The organism is Streptomyces sp. NPDC093801 (assembly GCF_040701585.1).
Taxonomy (GTDB): Bacteria; Actinomycetota; Actinomycetes; order Streptomycetales; family Streptomycetaceae; genus Streptomyces.
In genome coordinates this window covers 145,407-163,146 of record NZ_JBFBDP010000020.1, presented here as the reverse complement: position 1 = coordinate 163,146, position 17,740 = coordinate 145,407, and the positions used below count along the sequence as shown (strand labels likewise).

At 74.1% G+C, this 17,740-nt stretch carries 16 protein-coding genes, 1 tRNA gene and 1 riboswitch; of the genes, 14 read left to right on the top strand and 3 right to left on the bottom strand.

The annotated features are described in order from the left end of the window. The first annotated feature begins 77 nt into the window (after window positions 1-77). The 4 genes from shc to AB0469_RS23850 are packed head-to-tail and all read left to right on the top strand — an operon-like array spanning window position 78 to window position 5,222. A complete protein-coding gene (gene shc, locus AB0469_RS23865; protein ID WP_366453457.1) occupies window positions 78-2,135 on the top strand; it encodes a squalene--hopene cyclase in 2,058 nt (685 codons plus the stop codon). Further along, the gene (locus AB0469_RS23860; RefSeq protein WP_366453456.1) at window positions 2,135-2,770 is read left to right on the top strand and encodes a 1-hydroxy-2-methyl-2-butenyl 4-diphosphate reductase; all 636 of its coding nucleotides are present in this window, start codon (window positions 2,135-2,137) and stop codon (window positions 2,768-2,770) included. Before shc ends, AB0469_RS23860 begins: the two co-directional genes overlap by 1 nt. 5 nt (window positions 2,771-2,775) lie before the next feature. Continuing rightward, entirely contained in the window at window positions 2,776-3,807 is a 1,032-nt protein-coding gene (gene hpnH, locus AB0469_RS23855; RefSeq protein ID WP_366453455.1) for an adenosyl-hopene transferase HpnH, read from the top strand. Further along, complete coding sequence (locus AB0469_RS23850) at window positions 3,804-5,222, top strand: aspartate aminotransferase family protein (RefSeq protein WP_366453454.1); 1,419 nt, start codon at window positions 3,804-3,806, stop codon at window positions 5,220-5,222. Before hpnH ends, AB0469_RS23850 begins: the two co-directional genes overlap by 4 nt. Before the next feature lie 119 nt (window positions 5,223-5,341). Here the strand turns inward: AB0469_RS23850 and AB0469_RS23845 are convergent, their stop codons facing one another. Next, on the bottom strand, window positions 5,342-6,106 hold the full coding sequence (locus tag AB0469_RS23845) for a tyrosine-protein phosphatase (protein WP_366453489.1): 765 nt from the start codon (window positions 6,104-6,106) through the stop codon (window positions 5,342-5,344). Between the two features lie 364 nt (window positions 6,107-6,470). Then, window positions 6,471-6,657, top strand: a riboswitch (cyclic di-AMP (ydaO/yuaA leader). A gap of 4 nt (window positions 6,658-6,661) precedes the next feature. Between AB0469_RS23845 and AB0469_RS23840 the strand changes: the two genes are divergently transcribed. From AB0469_RS23840 to AB0469_RS23805, 8 genes are all read left to right on the top strand, one after another. Beyond that, entirely contained in the window at window positions 6,662-7,657 is a 996-nt protein-coding gene (locus AB0469_RS23840) for a LysM peptidoglycan-binding domain-containing M23 family metallopeptidase (RefSeq protein ID WP_366453453.1), read from the top strand. A 163-nt stretch (window positions 7,658-7,820) separates the two neighbouring features. Continuing rightward, the gene (locus tag AB0469_RS23835; RefSeq protein WP_366453452.1) at window positions 7,821-8,606 is read left to right on the top strand and encodes an SGNH/GDSL hydrolase family protein; all 786 of its coding nucleotides are present in this window, start codon (window positions 7,821-7,823) and stop codon (window positions 8,604-8,606) included. 178 nt (window positions 8,607-8,784) lie between these two features. Beyond that, entirely contained in the window at window positions 8,785-9,996 is a 1,212-nt protein-coding gene (locus AB0469_RS23830; RefSeq protein WP_366453451.1) for an MBL fold metallo-hydrolase, read from the top strand. Window positions 9,997-10,239: 243 nt separating this feature from the next. Next, window positions 10,240-11,970, top strand: a complete 1,731-nt coding sequence (locus tag AB0469_RS23825) for an ATP-binding protein (protein WP_366453450.1) — start codon at window positions 10,240-10,242, stop codon at window positions 11,968-11,970. 59 nt (window positions 11,971-12,029) lie between these two features. Beyond that, window positions 12,030-12,461 (top strand): roadblock/LC7 domain-containing protein, encoded by a 432-nt coding sequence (locus AB0469_RS23820; protein WP_366453488.1) that lies wholly within the window; start codon window positions 12,030-12,032, stop codon window positions 12,459-12,461. Then, on the top strand, window positions 12,458-12,886 hold the full coding sequence (locus AB0469_RS23815; RefSeq protein WP_366453449.1) for a DUF742 domain-containing protein: 429 nt from the start codon (window positions 12,458-12,460) through the stop codon (window positions 12,884-12,886). The genes AB0469_RS23820 and AB0469_RS23815 overlap by 4 nt, the downstream gene beginning before the upstream one ends. After that, the gene (locus AB0469_RS23810; RefSeq protein WP_366453448.1) at window positions 12,864-13,508 is read left to right on the top strand and encodes an ATP/GTP-binding protein; all 645 of its coding nucleotides are present in this window, start codon (window positions 12,864-12,866) and stop codon (window positions 13,506-13,508) included. Before AB0469_RS23815 ends, AB0469_RS23810 begins: the two co-directional genes overlap by 23 nt. After that, on the top strand, window positions 13,505-14,050 hold the full coding sequence (locus AB0469_RS23805) for a GAF domain-containing protein (protein WP_366453447.1): 546 nt from the start codon (window positions 13,505-13,507) through the stop codon (window positions 14,048-14,050). Before AB0469_RS23810 ends, AB0469_RS23805 begins: the two co-directional genes overlap by 4 nt. Window positions 14,051-14,073: 23 nt before the next feature. Here AB0469_RS23805 and AB0469_RS23800 read toward each other — a convergent pair whose 3' ends face one another. Both AB0469_RS23800 and AB0469_RS23795 read right to left on the bottom strand, forming a co-directional pair. Continuing rightward, the gene (locus AB0469_RS23800; RefSeq protein ID WP_366453446.1) at window positions 14,074-14,973 is read right to left on the bottom strand and encodes a transketolase; all 900 of its coding nucleotides are present in this window, start codon (window positions 14,971-14,973) and stop codon (window positions 14,074-14,076) included. A gap of 14 nt (window positions 14,974-14,987) precedes the next feature. Continuing rightward, window positions 14,988-15,689 carry a transketolase gene (locus AB0469_RS23795; RefSeq protein WP_366453445.1) on the bottom strand — a complete coding sequence of 234 codons (702 nt, stop codon included), beginning with the start codon at window positions 15,687-15,689 and terminating at the stop codon, window positions 14,988-14,990. Between the two features lie 156 nt (window positions 15,690-15,845). On the opposite strand from AB0469_RS23795, the gene AB0469_RS23790 reads away from it, so the two are divergent. Together AB0469_RS23790 and AB0469_RS23785 are read left to right on the top strand one after the other, a co-directional pair. Then, window positions 15,846-15,919: transfer RNA gene (locus AB0469_RS23790), tRNA-Pro, on the top strand. Window positions 15,920-15,987: 68 nt separating this feature from the next. Further along, window positions 15,988-17,709 carry an MFS transporter gene (locus AB0469_RS23785; protein WP_366453444.1) on the top strand — a complete coding sequence of 574 codons (1,722 nt, stop codon included), beginning with the start codon at window positions 15,988-15,990 and terminating at the stop codon, window positions 17,707-17,709. Window positions 17,710-17,740: the final 31 nt, after the last annotated feature.

The following is a 17,740-nucleotide window of genomic DNA, read 5'->3' as shown; positions in this document are numbered from 1 at the left end:
CCGGGGACCCTTCCTGAGGGAACCCCCGGCCGACGGCAGACCCGGGAACAGCCGAAGCACTGTACGAAGGGGAAGCCATGACAGCGACGACCGACGGCGGCGGTGCGATCACCGACGGCGCGGATCCGCGACACGACAGCACGGCGGCCCCGGCCGCCGCGGCCGCCGGCCCGTCCGGCGGCGACACCGGCCTGCACCAGGGCGTCCAGGAGGCCGTCGGCCGCGCCGTCCGGGAGCTGCTGGGCCGCCAGGACCCGGCCGGGTGGTGGAAGGGCGACCTCCAGACCAACGTCACCATGGACGCCGAGGACCTGCTGCTGCGCCAGTTCCTGGGCATCGCGGACGAGACCGTGACCCGGGCCGCCGCCCTCTTCATCCGCGGCGAGCAGCAGGCCGACGGCACCTGGGCCACCTTCCACGGAGGGCCGCCCGAACTCTCCGCCACCATCGAGGCGTACGTGGCGCTGCGGCTGGCCGGGGACCCGCCGGACGCCCCGCACATGGCCCGCGCCTCCGCCTGGATCCGCGAGCGGGGCGGGATCGCCTCCGCCCGGGTCTTCACCCGGATCTGGCTGGCCCTCTTCGGCTGGTGGAGCTGGGACCACCTGCCCGAACTCCCGCCCGAGCTGGTCTTCCTGCCGCCCTGGGTGCCGCTGAACATCTACGACTTCGGCTGCTGGGCCCGCCAGACGATCGTCCCGCTGACCGTCGTCTCCGCGCTGCGGCCCGTCCGCCCGGCCCCCTTCGTCCTCGACGAGCTGCACACCGACGCCCGCAACCCGTACCCGGCCAAGCCGCTCGCCCCGGTGACCAGTTGGGACGGGGCCTTCCAGCGGATGGACAAGGTCCTGCACCTCTACCGGCGCGTCGCCCCGCGCCGGCTGCGCAAGGCGGCCATGGACGCGGCCGGCCGGTGGATCGTCGAACGGCAGGAGAACGACGGCTGCTGGGGCGGGATCCAGCCGCCCGCCGTGTACTCGGTCATCGCCCTGCACCTGCTCGGCTACGACCTCGGCCACCCCGTGATGCGGGCCGGGCTGGAGTCCCTCGACCGCTTCGCCGTGTGGCGCGAGGACGGCGCCCGCATGGTCGAGGCCTGCCAGTCCCCGGTCTGGGACACCTGCCTCGCCGCCATCGCCCTGGCCGACGCGGGCGTGCGCCCCGACCACCCGGCGCTGGTGAGGGCCGCCGACTGGATGCTCGGCGAGGAGATCCGGCGCAGCGGGGACTGGGCCGTGCGCCGCCCCGGACTGGCCCCCGGCGGCTGGGCCTTCGAGTTCCACAACGACACCTACCCCGACGTGGACGACACGGCCGAGGTCGTCCTCGCCCTGCGCCGCATCCACCACCCCGAGCCGGCGAAGGTCGAGGCGGCCGTCGCGCGCGGCACCTCCTGGACCCTCGGCATGCAGTCCAAGGACGGCGCCTGGGCCGCCTTCGACGCCGACAACACCAGCACCCTGCCCAACCGGCTGCCCTTCTGCGACTTCGGGGAGGTCATCGACCCGCCCTCGGCCGACGTCACCGCCCACGTGGTGGAGATGCTCGCCGCGGAGGGGAAGGCCGCCGACCCGCGCGCCCGGCGCGGCATCGCCTGGCTGCTGGCCGAACAGGAGGAGGACGGGAGCTGGTTCGGCCGCTGGGGCACCAACTACGTCTACGGGACCGGGTCCGTGGTCCCCGCCCTCACCGCCGCCGGGATCGACCCCGGCCACCCCGCCGTGCGGCGGGCCGTCCGCTGGCTGGAGTCCGTGCAGAACGAGGACGGCGGCTGGGGCGAGGACCAGCGCTCCTACCAGGACCGCTCCTGGGCCGGGAAGGGCACCTCCACCGCCTCCCAGACCGCGTGGGCGCTGATGGCCCTGCTCGCGGCGGGGGAGCGGGACGGCGAGGCCGTCCGGCGCGGGCTCGCCCACCTGGTGGGGACCCAGCGCGCCGACGGCACCTGGGACGAGCCGTACTTCACCGGCACCGGCTTCCCCTGGGACTTCTCCATCAACTACCACCTCTACCGCCAGGTGTTCCCGCTGACCGCCCTGGGCCGGTACCTGTACGGGGAGCCCTTCGGCCAGGCCGCCGCCCGGCGCACCGGCCGGCCCCCGGCCGCCGCCCGGGTCCCGGTCGAGGAGGCCTGATGCCCGCCCGGGCGGACCCGCCCGCAACGCCGTTGCTGATCGCCTGCGCCCTGCGCATCGAGCGGGCGGCCCTCGGCGGCGCGGGCCGGGCCGCCGGCGCGGCGGTGCTGCGGACCGGCATGGGCCCGCGCGCGGCCGACCGGGCCGTGGCCCGGGCCCTGGAGCGCCCCGGGATGGCGGGGGCCGCCGTCCTGGCCACCGGCTTCTGCGCCGGACTGGTCCCCGGCATGAACCCCGGGGACCTGGTGGTCGCCGAGGAGACCCGCGACCCCCGGGGGACGGTCCCCTGCACCGGTGCCGCCCTGCTCGCCGAGGCACTGGCCCGCGCCGTCCCCGGGCGGACCGTGCACACCGGCACACTGACCGGATCCGACCACGTCGTCCGCGGCCAGGAGCGCGACCGGCTGCGCGCCGCCGGCGCCGTCGCGGTCGACATGGAGTCGGCGGCCACCCTGTGGACCGCCTCCCGGGCGGGCCGCCCGGTCGCGGCCGTCCGGGTGATCGTGGACGCTCCGGAGCACGAGCTCGTCCGTATCGGCACGGTACGCGGTGGAATATCTGCCTTCCGTGTGTTGCGTTCCGTACTACCCGCTTTCCATGACTGGCACCGTTCGTTGCTGCTTCCCAGGAGGTGAACCAGATGGCCATGCCGCTGCGACAGTCCATCAGGGTCGGGACCTATCTTCTCGAACAGAAGCTCCGCAGGCGCGAGAAGTTCCCGCTGATCGTCGAGCTGGAGCCGCTCTACGCCTGCAACCTGGCCTGCGAGGGGTGCGGGAAGATCCAGCACCCGGCCGGGGTGCTCAAGCAGCGCATGCCCGTCGCCCAGGCGGTCGGCGCCGTCCTGGAGTCCGGCGCGCCCATGGTGTCCATCGCGGGCGGAGAGCCCCTGATGCACCCCCAGATCGACGAGATCGTGCGGCAGCTGGTGGCCCGGCGGAAGTACGTCTTCCTCTGCACCAACGCCCTGCTGCTCCGCAAGAAGATCGAGAAGTTCACGCCGTCCCCGTACTTCGCCTTCGCCGTGCACATCGACGGGCTGCGTGAACGCCACGACGAATCCGTGGCCAAGGAAGGGGTCTTCGACGAGGCCGTCGCCGCCATCAAGGAGGCCAAGCGGCGCGGATTCCGGGTGACCACCAACTCCACCTTCTTCAACACCGACACCCCGCAGACCGTCATCGAGGTGCTGAACTACCTCAATGACGACCTCCAGGTCGACGAGATGATGATCTCGCCCGCCTATGCCTACGAGAAGGCCCCCGACCAGGAACACTTCCTGGGCGTCGAACAGACCCGCGAACTGTTCAAGAAGGCCTTCGCGGGCGGAAACCGGCGCCGCTGGCGGCTCAACCACTCCCCGCTCTTCCTGGACTTCCTCGAAGGAAAGGCCGATTTCCCCTGCACGGCCTGGGCCATTCCGAATTACTCGCTCTTCGGCTGGCAGCGCCCCTGCTATCTGATGAGCGACGGATACGTGCCCACCTACCGGCAACTGGTGAACGACACCGACTGGAGCAAGTACGGCCGCGGAAAGGACCCGCGCTGCGCCAACTGCATGGCGCACTGCGGCTACGAGCCCACCGCCGTCCTCGCCACCATGGGCTCCCTCAAGGAGTCCCTGCGCGCGGCCCGCGAGACGGTCGCCGGGAACCGGGACGCGTCGGCATGACGGCGCCGCAGGCAGGAGCGGCGGCGGGCGCGGGCGGGGGCTTCGACCTCGCCGCGCTGCTGGCCGAGCGCGGCGGGGAACGCTACGAGCTGCACGCCCGCCACCTCAACCACCAGCTGCCCCGCATGCTGCGCACCATCGGCTTCGACAAGGTCTACGTGCGTGCCGAGGGCGCCCACTTCTGGGACGCCGAGGGCAACGACTACCTCGACATGCTCGCCGGCTTCGGGGTGATGGGCCTGGGCCGCCACCACCCCGTGGTCCGGCGGGCCCTGCACGAGGTCCTGGACGCCGGGCTCGCCGACCTGACCCGCTTCGACTGCCAGCCGCTGCCCGGGCTGCTGGCGGAGAAGCTGCTCTCCCACAGCCCCCACCTGGACCGGGTCTTCTTCGGCAACAGCGGCACCGAGGCGGTCGAGACCGCCCTGAAGTTCGCCCGCTACGCCACCGGCCGGCCCAGGATCCTCTACTGCGACCACGCCTTCCACGGGCTCACCACGGGCTCCCTGTCGGTCAACGGGGAGGGCGGCTTCCGCGACGGCTTCGCCCCGCTGCTGCCGGACACCAGGATCGCGCTGGGGGACCTGGGCGCCCTGGAGCGCGAGCTGCGCCGCGGCGACGTGGCCGCCTTCGTCGTCGAGCCGATCCAGGGCAAGGGGGTGCACGCCGCCCCGCCGGGATTCCTGCGCGCCGCCCAGGAGCTCCTGCACCGGCACAAGGCGCTCCTGATCGCCGACGAGGTGCAGACCGGCCTCGGCCGGACCGGGGACTTCTACGCGTACCAGAACGAACCGGGCGTGGAGCCGGACCTGGTGTGCGTGGCCAAGGCCCTCTCCGGCGGCTACGTGCCCGTCGGCGCGACCCTGGGCAAGGACTGGATCTTCCGGCGCGTCTACTCGTCCATGGACCGGGTGCTGGTGCACTCCGCGAGCTTCGGCTCCAACGCCCAGGCGATGGCGGCGGGGCTGGCGGTCCTCCACGTCATGGAGGACGAGGGGGTCGTGGCCAACGCCCGCGCCATGGGCGACCTGCTGCGCGGGCGGCTGGCCGCGCTCGTCGGCGCGTACGAGATGCTGCACGAGGTGCGGGGCCGCGGGCTGATGATCGGCATCGAGTTCGGCCGGCCGTCCTCGCTGGGGCTGCGCAGCCGCTGGACGATGCTCCAGGCGGCCCGCAAGGGGCTGTTCGCGCAGATGGTCGTGGTCCCGCTGCTGAACCGGCACCGGATCCTCACCCAGGTCTCGGGGGACCACCTGGAGGTCATCAAGCTCATTCCGCCGCTGATCGTGGACGAGGCGGACGTGGACCGGTTCGTCGGCGCCTTCCGGGAGGTCATGGACGAGGCGCACGGCGGCGGCTCGCTGATGTGGGACTTCGGCCGGACCCTGGTGAAGCAGGCCGTGGCGGACCGCTAGGGCCTGTCGTCACACTCCCGTCCGCCCCGCCCTGCGGACGACGACGGGACTTCGACGACCGGCCCTGGGCCCCGGCCCGGGCGCGGCGGTGTGCCCGCCGCGCCCGGCCCCGGGGCGCGTCAGTCCAGCAGCCGGTCCCGCAGCCGCTCCCGCGTCTGCGGGGCGAGCCCGAGGCCCACGGCGAGGTAGCGCTCGATCCCGCCCCAGTGCGTGTCGATGGTCTCGTAGGCGGCCACCAGGTACTCGGCGCGGGCGTCGAACAGCGGCGCCAGCAGCCCGGTCACCTCGGGGGACCGGGTCTCGGGCGTGTCGTCGGCGCGCTGGAGCCGGTAGCGGTTGTGCGGGGCGTTCGACTCCAGGTAGTCCGCCACGATCGCCTCACGGTCGACGCCGAGCGCGAGCAGGGTGACGGCGATCGACAGGCCCGCCCGGTCCTTGCCCGCCGCGCAGTGCAGCAGGGCCGGGACGCTGTCCTCGGCGAGCGCGTGCAGCACCCGGCCGTGCTCGGCGGTGCGGTCGCGGATCATCTCGCGGTACGACTCCGCCATGCGGGCGGCCGCCCTGCCCCCGCCCAGGAGGCCGCGGAGCCGGTCGAGGTCGCCTTCGCGGACCGTCTTCCAGAACTGTCCGCCGTCGGCCGGGTCCGAGAGGGGGATGTTCACGTTGCGCACGCCCGGCAGCGCCACGTCCGGGCCCTCCGTGGCCCGGTCGGCGCCGTTGCGGAAGTCGAAGACCGTGTGCAGGCCGAGCGAGGCGAGGAACGCCGCATCGGTTTCGGTGGCATGTGCCAGATGTCCGCTTCGGTAGAGTCGTCCCGACCTGACCCTCCGTCCGTCCGTGGTCGGCAAACCGCCCACATCGCGGAAATTGCGCACTCCGGTCATCTCGGACGTGCGCTCGTCCCGTGCCGGGAGGTCCTGAGGTATCTGCTGGGTCACGTGTTCTCCTCCGCGTGCTGCCGCGTGTCCGAATTGCTCTGGTTAGGACCAACTTGCCGTAGGTGGACGTGAGATCGGGCCGAACCCCGTGAGCCAGATCATACGGTGACCGAGCGTGCCTGATCGCGAAATCGGAATTCCTTTGCCGGGGCGGCCGTTGCGGGTCCGGAATGGACGCAGGGTGACCGGAATTCCGTTGATCCCTCATACCTGCTATTGCGTCAGGGAATTCGCGGCTTGTTGGCCGCCGTCCCGCTGGATTACCTTCGCGAGCGATCCGGGTGGACCGCCTCATCCTGCCGCCTCCCGGAAACCGCACCCGACCAACCACGCACGCGGCAGGAGCGGGGGAACCATGCAGGCCGCCGTTCCGGACCCATTCCGGTACGGCTCGGGGTGAAGCCGTTCCGGTGATCCGCTTCCGCGGACGTTCCCGTGCGGCCGGACATCTCCAGTCCGAACCCGACAGCTCACCTCGCAGGCGCCGGAGAGGAATTCGCCATGCCCGGAAAGGGTAAGCACCGCCGTCCGAAGTCCCGTTCCATATCCCGGGGGATCGCCTTCGCCGGGACGGGTGGCGCGGTCCTCGCGCTGCCGCTCGTGGGTGCCGCCGGCGCCCACGCGGCCGCCCCGGCCGCCGTGGCCCCGGCCGCGGCGCCCGCCCAGGCCCCGGCGGCGTTCCGGGCGGCCGCGCCCGCCGCCGCCCCCGCCGTCTACACCGTCGTGCCGGGCGACTGCCTCTCGGCGATCGCCGCCGAGCGCGGGCTGTCCGGCGGCTGGGAGCGGCTGTACGCCGACAACCGGGAGGCCGTCGGCGAGGACCCGTCCCTCATCCACCCGGGCCTGCGCCTGACCCTCGACGGGCAGGGCGCGGCCCCTGCCGCGAAGGCGCCTGAGGCGCCGGCCGAGGAGTCCTCCAGCGGTGCTCCGGCGGCCGACGAGGGTGCGGCCGACGCCGCTCCGGCCGACGGCTCCGCCGCCGGATCGGGCGCGGAGCAGGCCGCGGCAGCGGCCGAGCCGAAGGGCTCCGCCGCCCCCTCCCGTGGAATGAACCAGTCCGCGCCCGCCGCGCAGTCCGCGCCCGCGAGCGCCGCCGGGTTCGTCGCCCCCGTCAGCGGCGGCATCTCCACCCAGTACCGCACGCCCGGCGCCATGTGGTCCTCCGGGTACCACACCGGCGTCGACTTCATCGCGAGCACCGGCACCACCGTGCGGGCCGTCGGCGCGGGCACCGTGGTTTCCGCAGGCTGGGGAGGTGCGTACGGCAACGAGGTCGTCATCCGGCACGCGGACGGCAAGTACTCCCAGTACGGCCACCTCTCCCAGCTGAACGTCTCGACGGGGCAGGCGGTCAGCGCCGGCCAGGCCATCGGGCTCTCCGGCGCCACCGGCAACGTGACCGGTCCGCACCTGCACTTCGAGATCCGCACGGGTCCGTCGTACGGCTCCGACATCGACCCGCTGGCCTACCTCCGCTCCAAGGGCGTCAACGTCTGACGACCCCCGCGGCGGAGCGCCGACGCGCACGGGGCCGGGACCCGAGGGGGGGTCCCGGCCCCGTGTGTACTTATTCCTTATCCCCCGGGTGGTATAGATCACGGTCCGTCAACCCCTCATTACGTTGGCGTAGGTTGGCGACGGGGGTGAAGGATGGGTTCCCGTGGCAGCGACGAAGACGACACTCAAGACCATCGGCTCGTACGCGGCGATCGGGGACAGCTTCACCGAAGGCGTGGGGGACCCGGGACCCGGGGATTCGTATCTCGGCTGGGCGGACCGCTTCGCCGTGCTCCTGGCGGATCAGCGCGACGAGCACGACTTCCGGTACGCGAACCTGGCGGTACGGGGCAAAATACTCGACCAGATCGTGGAGGAGCAGGTTCCCCGGGCCAAGGAACTGGCCCCCGACCTCGTCTCCTTCTGTGCGGGCGGCAACGACATCATCCGGCCCGGCAGCGACCCCGACGACGTGGCGGCCCGGTTCGAGGCGGCCGTGGCCGACCTCGCCGGTGCCGTGGGCCTCGTCATGATCACCACCGGCTTCGACACCCGGGGCGTGCCGGTCCTCAAGCACCTGAGGGGCAAGATCGCGACGTACAACGTCCATGTGCGCGCCATCGCCGACCGCTACGGCTGCCCGGTGCTCGACCTCTGGTCGCTGAAGACCGTACAGGACCGCCGGGCCTGGGACGGCGACCGCCTCCACCTCTCGCCCGAGGGCCACACCCGCGTCGCGCTGCGCGCCGCGCAGGTCCTCGGCTACGAGGTCCCGGCCGACCCGGACCAGCCCTGGCCGCCGGCCGCGCCGCGCGGCTCCGTGGACGTCACCCGGGACAACATCCAGTGGGCCCGCGAGCACCTCGTGCCCTGGATCGGGCGCCGGCTGCGCGGGGAGTCCTCCGGCGACAACGTCGAGGCCAAGCGCCCGGACCTGCTCCCGCTGTAGCCCGCACGGCCGGGCCCGGCACCCGGCCGGGCCCGCCGCGGGTCCCCCGCGCGGGGCCCGCCGCGGGACCGGGCGGGCCGCCGGGACGCGGCCGGGCGGAATCCTGGGAAGCCGGTGCGCGTTGGGATGGTCGGGGCGTACGCCCGTCCCACCCCGCCCGCACTACCCAGGAGGCGCCTTGACCGGCTCCCTTCCCCTGCGTCCCCGGCTGCGCGCCCTGCGGCCCGAAGCCTTCGGCGCGGACCCGTCCGGCGCGCGGCTGGAGCGCATCCTGCGCTCGCCCCACTTCGCCGACGGCGTCTTCCAGAACCCGGTGGGGGCCCGGACCAGGCCTTCCGGCTCGATGCTGGAGTTCGCCAAGATCTACTTCCACAAGGAGCAGCGGATCCGGCGCAACCCCGGCGCGCCGATCCCCGTCTACCCCACCACCCTCGCCGAGCTGGCCAAGCCCCCCGTCAGCGGGCTGCGCCTGACCTGGATGGGGCACTCCAGCGTGCTCGCCGAGATCGACGGCCGCCGGGTCCTCTTCGACCCCGTCTGGGGCGAGCGCTGCTCCCCCTTCCCCTTCGCGGGGCCCAAGCGCCTGCACCCCGTACCGGTGCCGCTGGCCTCGCTCGGCGAGGTCGACGTCGTGGTCATCTCCCACGACCACTACGACCACCTGGACCTGCCCACCATCAAGGCGCTGGCCGGCACCGACACGGTCTTCGCCGTCCCGCTGGGTGTCGGCGCGCACCTGGAGCACTGGGGCGTGCCGGCGAGCCGGCTGCGGGAGCTGGACTGGAACGAGTCCACCGAGGTCGCCGGCCTCTCGCTCACCGCCACCCCGGCCCGCCACTTCTGCGGGCGCGGCCTGCGCAACCAGCAGTTCACCCTGTGGGCCTCCTGGGTGGTCGCGGGCGAGGAGCACCGGATCTTCCACAGCGGGGACACCGGCTACTTCCCCGGATTCGAGGAGATCGGCGCCGAGCACGGCCCCTTCGACGCCACGATGATCCAGATCGGTGCCTACTCGGAGTACTGGCCCGACATCCACATGACGCCCGAGGAGGGCATGCGGGCCCACCTCGACCTCCAGGGCGGCGTCCCGGCGGGCACCATGCTGCCGATCCACTGGGGCACCTTCAACCTGGCCCCCCACCCGTGGGACGAGCCCGGCGAGGGCACGCTCGCCGCCGCCGGGGCGGCCGGGGCGGCCGTCGCCCTGCCGATCCCGGGCCAGCCCTTCGAGCCGGGCGCGGCCGACGCCCCGGCCGAGGCCTGGTGGCGTCCCTTCGTCACGGGCGCCGCGACCTCCGCCGCCGGCCCGGCCCCCGCCGCGACGGGCGCCTCCGAGCCCGCCCCGGCACCCTCGGCCGGACTCGGCGAGCCGGAGGCCGTGGGCTCCTAGCACGACGCCGCCGCGGCCCCCGCAGTCCGGGAGCGCGTACGCCCCGACCTGCACGGGCGTACGCGCTCCCGGCGCATTCGGGCTGTCGTGCGAGCGCTCCATCGGGAGCGGGAAGCACCCCCGCGAAGTTCCCCAACTGGGCAACGGCCGCGGGAGCGTGCGGTCTAGCGTGGGTATCCGGTGATCAACACCGGACCCCGGGAACTGGAACCGGGGGCCGGGCCCCACGTACCGAGGACGCCGATGTCCGGACTCCGCGCCGCCCGCCACGCCCCGTCGAGACACGCCGCCACGGGCCCCGGCCGGCAGATAGGCCCCCAGCTGGTCCGCGCCGCCGTCCTGCCCACGCTCGCCGCCGGGCTCAGCGGCACCGCCGCGGTGATCTTCACCCTGCAGCTCGGCGGGGGAGCGGGGGAGCGCGACGCGCAGCTGTGGCCGGTCCTCGCGGGCTGCGCCCTGCTGGCCGTGGGGGCCCTGGCCGCCGCCCTGCTCGGCGCCCGGCGCGGCGCCAAGGCCGTGCGGGACCGGTGCGAGGCGCTGCGGCGCTCCAGCATGCGCGGCCGCCAGGAGCTGCGCACGGCCGCCGAGCGCCTGGAGCGGGGGGAGCAGCCGGGGCGTCCCGTGCGGGCGGCCCGGGTCGCCCCGCCGCCGGAGGCCGGCCCGGCCGGAGTGGACGAGTTCTGGCTGCTCGCGCAGGAGCTGCGCGGCGCCCGCGAGCAGGCGCACGCGACGCTCCTGCGGCTCGCGGCGCCGGCCGCGCCGAGCGACAGCGACCGCAAGGTCGAGGTCTTCGTCAACCTCGCGCGCCGCCTTCAGTCGCTGGTGCACCGCGAGATCTCGCTCCTCGACGAGCTGGAGGACACGGTCGAGGACCCCGACCTGCTCAAGGAGCTCTTCCACGTCGACCACCTCGCCACCCGCATCCGCCGGCACGCCGAGAACCTCGCGGTGCTGGGCGGCGCCGCGTCCCGGCGCCAGTGGACGCGGCCGATCGACCTGAGCGAGGTGCTGCGCTCCTCGGTCGCCGAGGTGGAGCAGTACACGCGCGTGAAGGTGGTGCCCCCCGCGGGCGGCACCGTGCGCGGGCACGCCGTCGCCGACGTGGTGCACCTGCTGGCCGAACTCGTCGAGAACGCCACGGTGTTCTCCGCTCCCGACACCGACGTGGTGGTGCGGGCCGAGCGGGTCACCTCCGGGATCGCGGTGGAGGTGGAGGACCGCGGGCTGGGCATGCCGCCGCAGGAGCAGAACCGGATGAACACCCTGCTGGGCGACCCCGACCAGGTCAGCGTGCGTCACCTGCTGGCCGACGGGCGGATCGGCCTGTTCGTGGTCTCGGCGCTGGCCCGGCGGCACGGGATCGCCGTCGAGCTGAAGACCAACATCTACGGCGGCGTCCTCGCCGTCCTCGTCCTGCCCCAGGGCCTGTTGGGCGCGGAGGCCCCGAACGCCGCCGACGCCCTGGACGGCTCCCGCCCCACCTCCTGGGGCACCGCCGAGACGACCCCGCACCCGGAACCGGCCCGCCTCACCGCCCCGGCCGCCCCCGCCCCGGCCGCGCCCACCCCGGTCGGCTCGCCGGCGCCGGTGGAGCCCGCCCTCCTCGCCGCCCCCGCCGCCGGCCCCGTCCACGCCCTGGAACTCGGCCTGGTCCCGGCCTCCCCGGAGGGGCTCGCCGCCCCGGCCGGGCGCGCGGAGGCCGGCCGGGGGCCGGTGTGGGCGCGGGGCGCCGACGCGGACGACGGGTACCCCCTCGCCCTCCCGCACCGGGTGCCCGCCGCACGGGGGGACCGCGACGACCGTCCGCCGCTGCCCCGGCGCCTGGCCCAGACGCACCTCGCGCCGCAGCTGCGCGAGGCCCCCGCCCCCCGCCGGGCCGGCGGGGACGCCGAACCGCCCGTGCACGACCCCGGCCTGATGGCGGCCTTCCAGCGGGGCTTCGGCCTCGCCCGGTCGTCGGAGCGGCAGACATGACCCCCCGACCGAACACCCGCACCAACCCCAGCGAGGAGCACACCCCCATGGCCGGCGAAGTGGCGACGCAGACGAAGACAGGCAGCCTCTCGGATCTCGACTGGCTGCTCGGCGGACTGGTCCAGCGCGTCCCGTACACGCGCGCCGCGGTGCTGCTGACCAACGACGGGCTCGTCACCTGCGTGCACGGCCTGGACCCCGACAGCGCCGACCACATGGCGGCCCTCGCCTCCGGCCTGTACTCCCTCGGCCGCAGCGCCGGCGCCCGCTTCGGCGACGGCGCGGAGGTCCGCCAGGTCGTCGTCGAGCTCGACACCGCGCTCGTCTTCGTCTCCGCGGCCGGCTCCGGCACCTGCCTGGCCGTCCTCGCCGACCGGGAGGCCGACGCGGGGGTCCTCGGCTACGAGATGGCGATGCTGGTCAAGAGCGTACGGCCGTACCTGGCGGCCCCGCCCCGCCGTCCCGGCGCCGACACCGGCGCCGGGCGATGAGGGTCTGGGCCGGGGGGGCTCACGGAACCGGGTCCGGGGCACTGCGCGACACGCCCTGGCTCGACGACTCGGCCGGCCGGGTGATGCGCCCGTACACGGCCAGCGGGGGCCGCACGCGGCCCGCCGTCGCCCTCGACCTGCTGTCCCTGGTGAGCGCCACCGGGGTCCGGCCCAGGGTCCCGCTCGGCGCCGACCACACCCTCGCCCTGCGCTGCTGCACGGCCGCGCCGGCGGTGACGGTCGCCGAGGTGGCCGGCCACCTGCGGCTCCCGGCGGGAGTGGTCAAGGTCCTGCTGTCCGACCTGATGGGGTTCGGGGCCGTACGGGCGCAGGCACCGCGGTTCCCGGGCGGCGGCGGATCCTTCGCCGCCGACGACCAGTGCCTGCTGAGGGCGGTGCTCGATGGCCTGCGCCGACGGCTCTGAGGCCCCGGTCCTGCCCGCGACCCTGAAGATCCTGGTCGCGGGCGGGTTCGGGGCGGGCAAGACCACCTTCGTGGGCGCGGTCAGCGAGATCGAGCCGCTCTGCACGGAGGAACTGCTGAGCGGGCTGAGCGGGGCCGCCGACGCGCTCGACGGGGTGGAGGCCAAGACGGCGACCACGGTGGCCCTGGACTTCGGCCGCCTCACCCTCGACGACCGGCACATCCTCTACCTGTTCGGCACGCCCGGCCAGCAGCGCTTCTGGTTCCTGTGGGAGGAGCTCTGCGCGGGCGCGCTCGGCGCCGTCGTCCTCGTCGACACCCGGCGCCTCGCCGACTGCTTCCCCGCCGTGGACTTCTTCGAACGGCGCGGCATCGGCTTCGTCCTGGCCGTCAACGAGTTCGACGGCGGCCACCGCTACACCGTCGAGGAGGTCCGCCGGGCGGTGGGGCTCGGGCCCCGGGTGCCCGTCGTCCGCTGCGACGCGCGCCTCACCGGCTCCGGGACGGGCACGCTCGCCGCCCTCGTCCACCACCTGCTGTCCGGCGGCCCGCGCGCCGCGGAGGCGGGTCCGGCAGCACAGCATCCGTACGCACACCACTTCACACCGGGGGAACCACCGTGAACCGCTACGAATCGACCGGCCACCTGCTGCTCACCCCCGTGGACCGGGAGGCTCCCGCGCGGGCCGTCCGGCTGCGCGAGATGAACCTGGGCCAGCGGGCGGACGCCGAGCTCGACGCCTTCGCCCGCCGCGTCGCCCAGACCCTCGACGCCCCGTACGCGGGCGTCAACTTCGTCGGCGAAGACCGCCAGTTCTTCGCCGGACTGCACCACGGGCCGCACGCGGCGCCGAGCGCCTACCCGGCGCGGGTGCTGCCCCGCGACCACGGCTACTGCCCCCACGTGGTGGTGCGCCGCCGGGCCCTGGTCCTGGAGGACGTACGGGACTTCGCCCGCTTCGCGGGCAACGCCGTCGTGGACGGCAGCGGCGTCCGCTCCTACCTGGGGGCGCCGCTCACCGACCGGCGGGGCATCGTCCTCGGCACGGTGTGCGCGGTGGACGTGGTGCCCCGGCGGTGGGGGCTGGCGGGCCTGACCACGGTCAAGGCCCTCGCCATGGAGCTCGTGGAGCTGCTCCAGGAGCCCGGGGACCTCCCCGCCTGAACACCCCGCCCCGGGGCGCCCGCTCAGCGCAGGAAGGCCGTGATCCGCTGCCGCAGCGAGCCGGCGTCCAGCCCGTGGGCGGCGGTGTGCTCCGCGATCGTCCCGAACCGGCGCAGCTCGGCGCGCCCCACCCCCAGCGGCAGCACCCGGTGCGGGACGTCGAGCAGCGCCTGCCCGGCGGCCGTCGCGGAGGTGCCGGCGAGGTACGGCTCCACCAGGACCACGTCGGCCGAGGCCCGCCCGGCGGCGGCGCGCAGGCCGGCGTCGTCGAAGGGGCGCACGGTGGCGGCGTACAGCACCGTGACGTCGAGGCCCTCGGTGGCGTCGAGGACGTGGTCCAGCATCGGGCCGACGGCGAGGACCACGCCCGCGCGCCCCTCCCGCACGGTCTCGAAGCGCGGGCGGCCGTCCGCCGGGCGCGGGGCGGCGTTCGACATCTGGGAGAGCCGGACGTAGACCCGGTCGTCCCCGGCGGCGTACGCGTGCCGCAGCAGGGCCTCCGCCTCGTCGGGGTGGCCGGGCACGTGTACGGTCCAGCCGTCGAGGGTGTCCAGCAGGGCCACGTCCCCCGGGGCCATGTGGGTGTACCCGCCGGCCGGCCAGTCGTAGCTCGCGCTGGAGCTGACCAGGACCCCGCCCGTGCCCTGGTGCCCGAAGTCCAGCTTGACCTGCTCGAACGGCCGCTCCACCAGGAAGCTGGCGAAGGTGTGCACCACCGGCCGCATCCCGGTCAGGGCCAGGCCGCCGCCCACGCCCACGAGCAGCTGCTCCCGGATCCCGACGTTGATCACGCGGTCGGGATGGCGCCGCTGCGCGGGCCGGAACCCGTCCATGGTGATCTCGGCGAGCACGAGCGCCAGCCGGAAGTCCTCGTCGAGCACCTCCGACGTGACCGAGACGAACCGCTCCCGCATGGTGTCCATGGATCCCATCCCCCTCAGAACTTCTTCTCGACGCGGGCGACGACGGCGTGCGGCCGGCCCGGATGAGGTGCGGTGAAGGCGGCGTGCAGCGCCGCGTGGTCGCGCCCGTCGACGGTGGCGGTGCTCCAGCCCGCCGCCTCGAAGCGGGAGGCGATCCCGCCGGGCCAGCCGTGGGTGGCCGAGTCGTTGTCGACGACCACGGCGTGCAGGGCCTCCAGGCCCGCCGAGCCCGCGTAGGCGATGGCCTCGTGGTTGCTGCCCTCGTCGAGCTCCGCGTCCCCGATCAGCACCCACACGGCGGGGTCGTCGAGCCCCTGTGCCCGCAGCCCGAGCGCACTGCCGACGGCGAGCGGCAGGCCGTGCCCGAGGGAGCCGCTGGCGATCTCCACGCCGGGCACCAGCACACGGTCGGGGTGGTGGCCGAGGGGGGAGTCGAAGGTGCCGAAGCCGGGCAGCCAGTCCACGGGGAAGAACCCCTTGGCGGCGAGCACGGCGTAGTAGGCCATGGGCCCGTGCCCCTTCGACAGGAGGAACCGGTCCCGTCCGGGCTCCTCGGCGCTCGCGGGCCCGACCCGCAGCACGCGGTCGTACAGCACCCACAGCACGTCCAGGGTGGAGGTGGCGGCGGGTCCGTGCTTCTCGTCCCCGGTCATGAGGGCCATCAGGCGGCCCAGGTCCTCGTAGCGGAAGACGTCCTCCGCGGTTGCGTGTGTCATACAGGAACCATGTGACCTCAAGTGGACTTGAGGTCAAGCGTCCGCCGTCCGGCCGCCGGATCCGGCCGTCCGGGGAAAGGTGCGCGCGACCACCCGTGGAAGTGCGGTATGGTTCTCATGCCGGTTCAGCCGGGGGAAACCCCAGGTCAGCGGCATCGGGACGTGGCGCAGCTTGGTAGCGCACTTGACTGGGGGTCAAGGGGTCGCAGGTTCAAATCCTGTCGTCCCGACTTGCGAGTACGCAGGTCAGAGGCCGTATCGGAATCATCCGGTACGGCCTTGGTCCGTTTCCGGGCCGATGGGGGCCCAGGGCCGTCGGCGGGGGCCCGAGGGCCGGCGCGGGCGCGTCGCCGCCGGGCGGCCGCGGGTGGCTGGGATGCTGGCCCGCATGGCTTCCGGAGGCACCCCACCGCGTCCGACGTCCCCTCGGACCACCCTGCTGGCGCTCGCGTCCGCGCAGTTCCTGATGGCCTTGGACAGTTCGGTCATGAACGTCTCCATCGCGACCGTCGCGCAGGACGTGGGCTCGACGGTGACGGGGATCCAGGGCGCCATCACCGCCTACACCCTCGTCATGGCGATGTTCATGATCCCCGGCGGGAAGGTCGGGGCGCTGATCGGCCGCAAGCGGGCGTTCATGATCGGCGGCGTGGTGTACGGCTGCGGGTCGTTCACGACCGCGATCGCCCCGAACCTGACCGTGCTGCTGCTCGGCTGGTCGTTCCTGGAGGGCATCGGGGCGGCCCTGATCCTGCCCGCCATCGTGGCCCTGGTCGCCCAGAACTTCGCCCCCGAACGGCGGCCTGCCGCGTACGGCCTGGTCACCGCGGCCGGTGCCGTCGCGATCGCCGTCGGGCCGCTGATCGGAGGGCTGGCGACGACCTACTTCTCGTGGCGCTGGGTCTTCGCCGGCGAGGTGGTCCTCGTGATCGTCATCCTGCTGCTCTCCCGGCGCGTGGCCGACGCCCCGGCCGAGGCCCGGCCCTCCATCGACCTCGTCGGCGCCCTGCTGTCCGTCCTCGGCCTGGGCCTCTTCGTCTTCGGCGTGCTGCGGTCCGGGGTGTGGGGCTGGTTCCTGCCGAAGGCCGACGGGCCCTCCTGGCTCGGGATCTCGCCGGCGGCGTGGCTGATCGGGGCCGGTCTGTTCCTGGTCTGGGTCTTCCTCGGCTGGGAGCGCCGCGTCGCCCGGAGCGGCCGGGAGCCCCTCGTGGACCCGGGCCTGATGGGCAACCGGCAGCTGACCGGGGGGCTGACGATGTTCTTCTTCCAGTACCTGGTGCAGATGGGGGTGTTCTTCCTCGTCCCGCTGTACCTGTCGGTCGCGCTCGGCCTGTCGGCCCTGTCCACCGGGGTGCACATCCTGCCGCTGTCGGTGACGTTGATGGCCGCGGCGGTCCTGATCCCGAAACTGCTGCCGAACGCCTCACCGCGCCGGGTGGTGCGCCTCGGCGTCCTGGCGCTGCTTGCCGGAGCGGTGGTCCTGATGGCCGCCCTCGACCTCGACGCGGGCCCCGAGATCGTGACCCTCCCGCTGCTGCTGATCGGCCTCGGCATGGGCGCGCTGGCCTCCCAGCTGGGTTCGGTGACCGTGTCCGCCGTGCCGAACGAGCGGAGCGCCGAGGTCGGCGGCGTGCAGAACTCCGTGACCAACCTCGGTGCCTCGATCGGGACGGCGCTCGCCGGTTCGGTCATGCTCGCGGTGCTCACGACCTCGTTCCTCACCAGCATCGAGCAGAACCCGGCGGTCCCGGACACGGTCAAGACCCAGGCGTCCGCCCAGCTCCAGAGCGGGGTCCCCTTCCTCTCCGACGCCGACCTCAAGGCCGCCCTGGACCAGGCGGGCGCGAGTCCCCAGGTGTCCGAGGCGGCCCTGGAGGCCAATGCCAAGGCGCGGCTCGACGGTCTGCGCGCCGCGCTCGGGATCCTCGCCGTCACCGCGCTCCTCGCACTGTTCTTCACCCACCGGATCCCTACCGTCCAGCCCCGTTCACCCGGCGGGGCCCCCGCCCCCCAGGGGTGACCCCCTTTCAACGCGCGGCGCCGGTACGCGG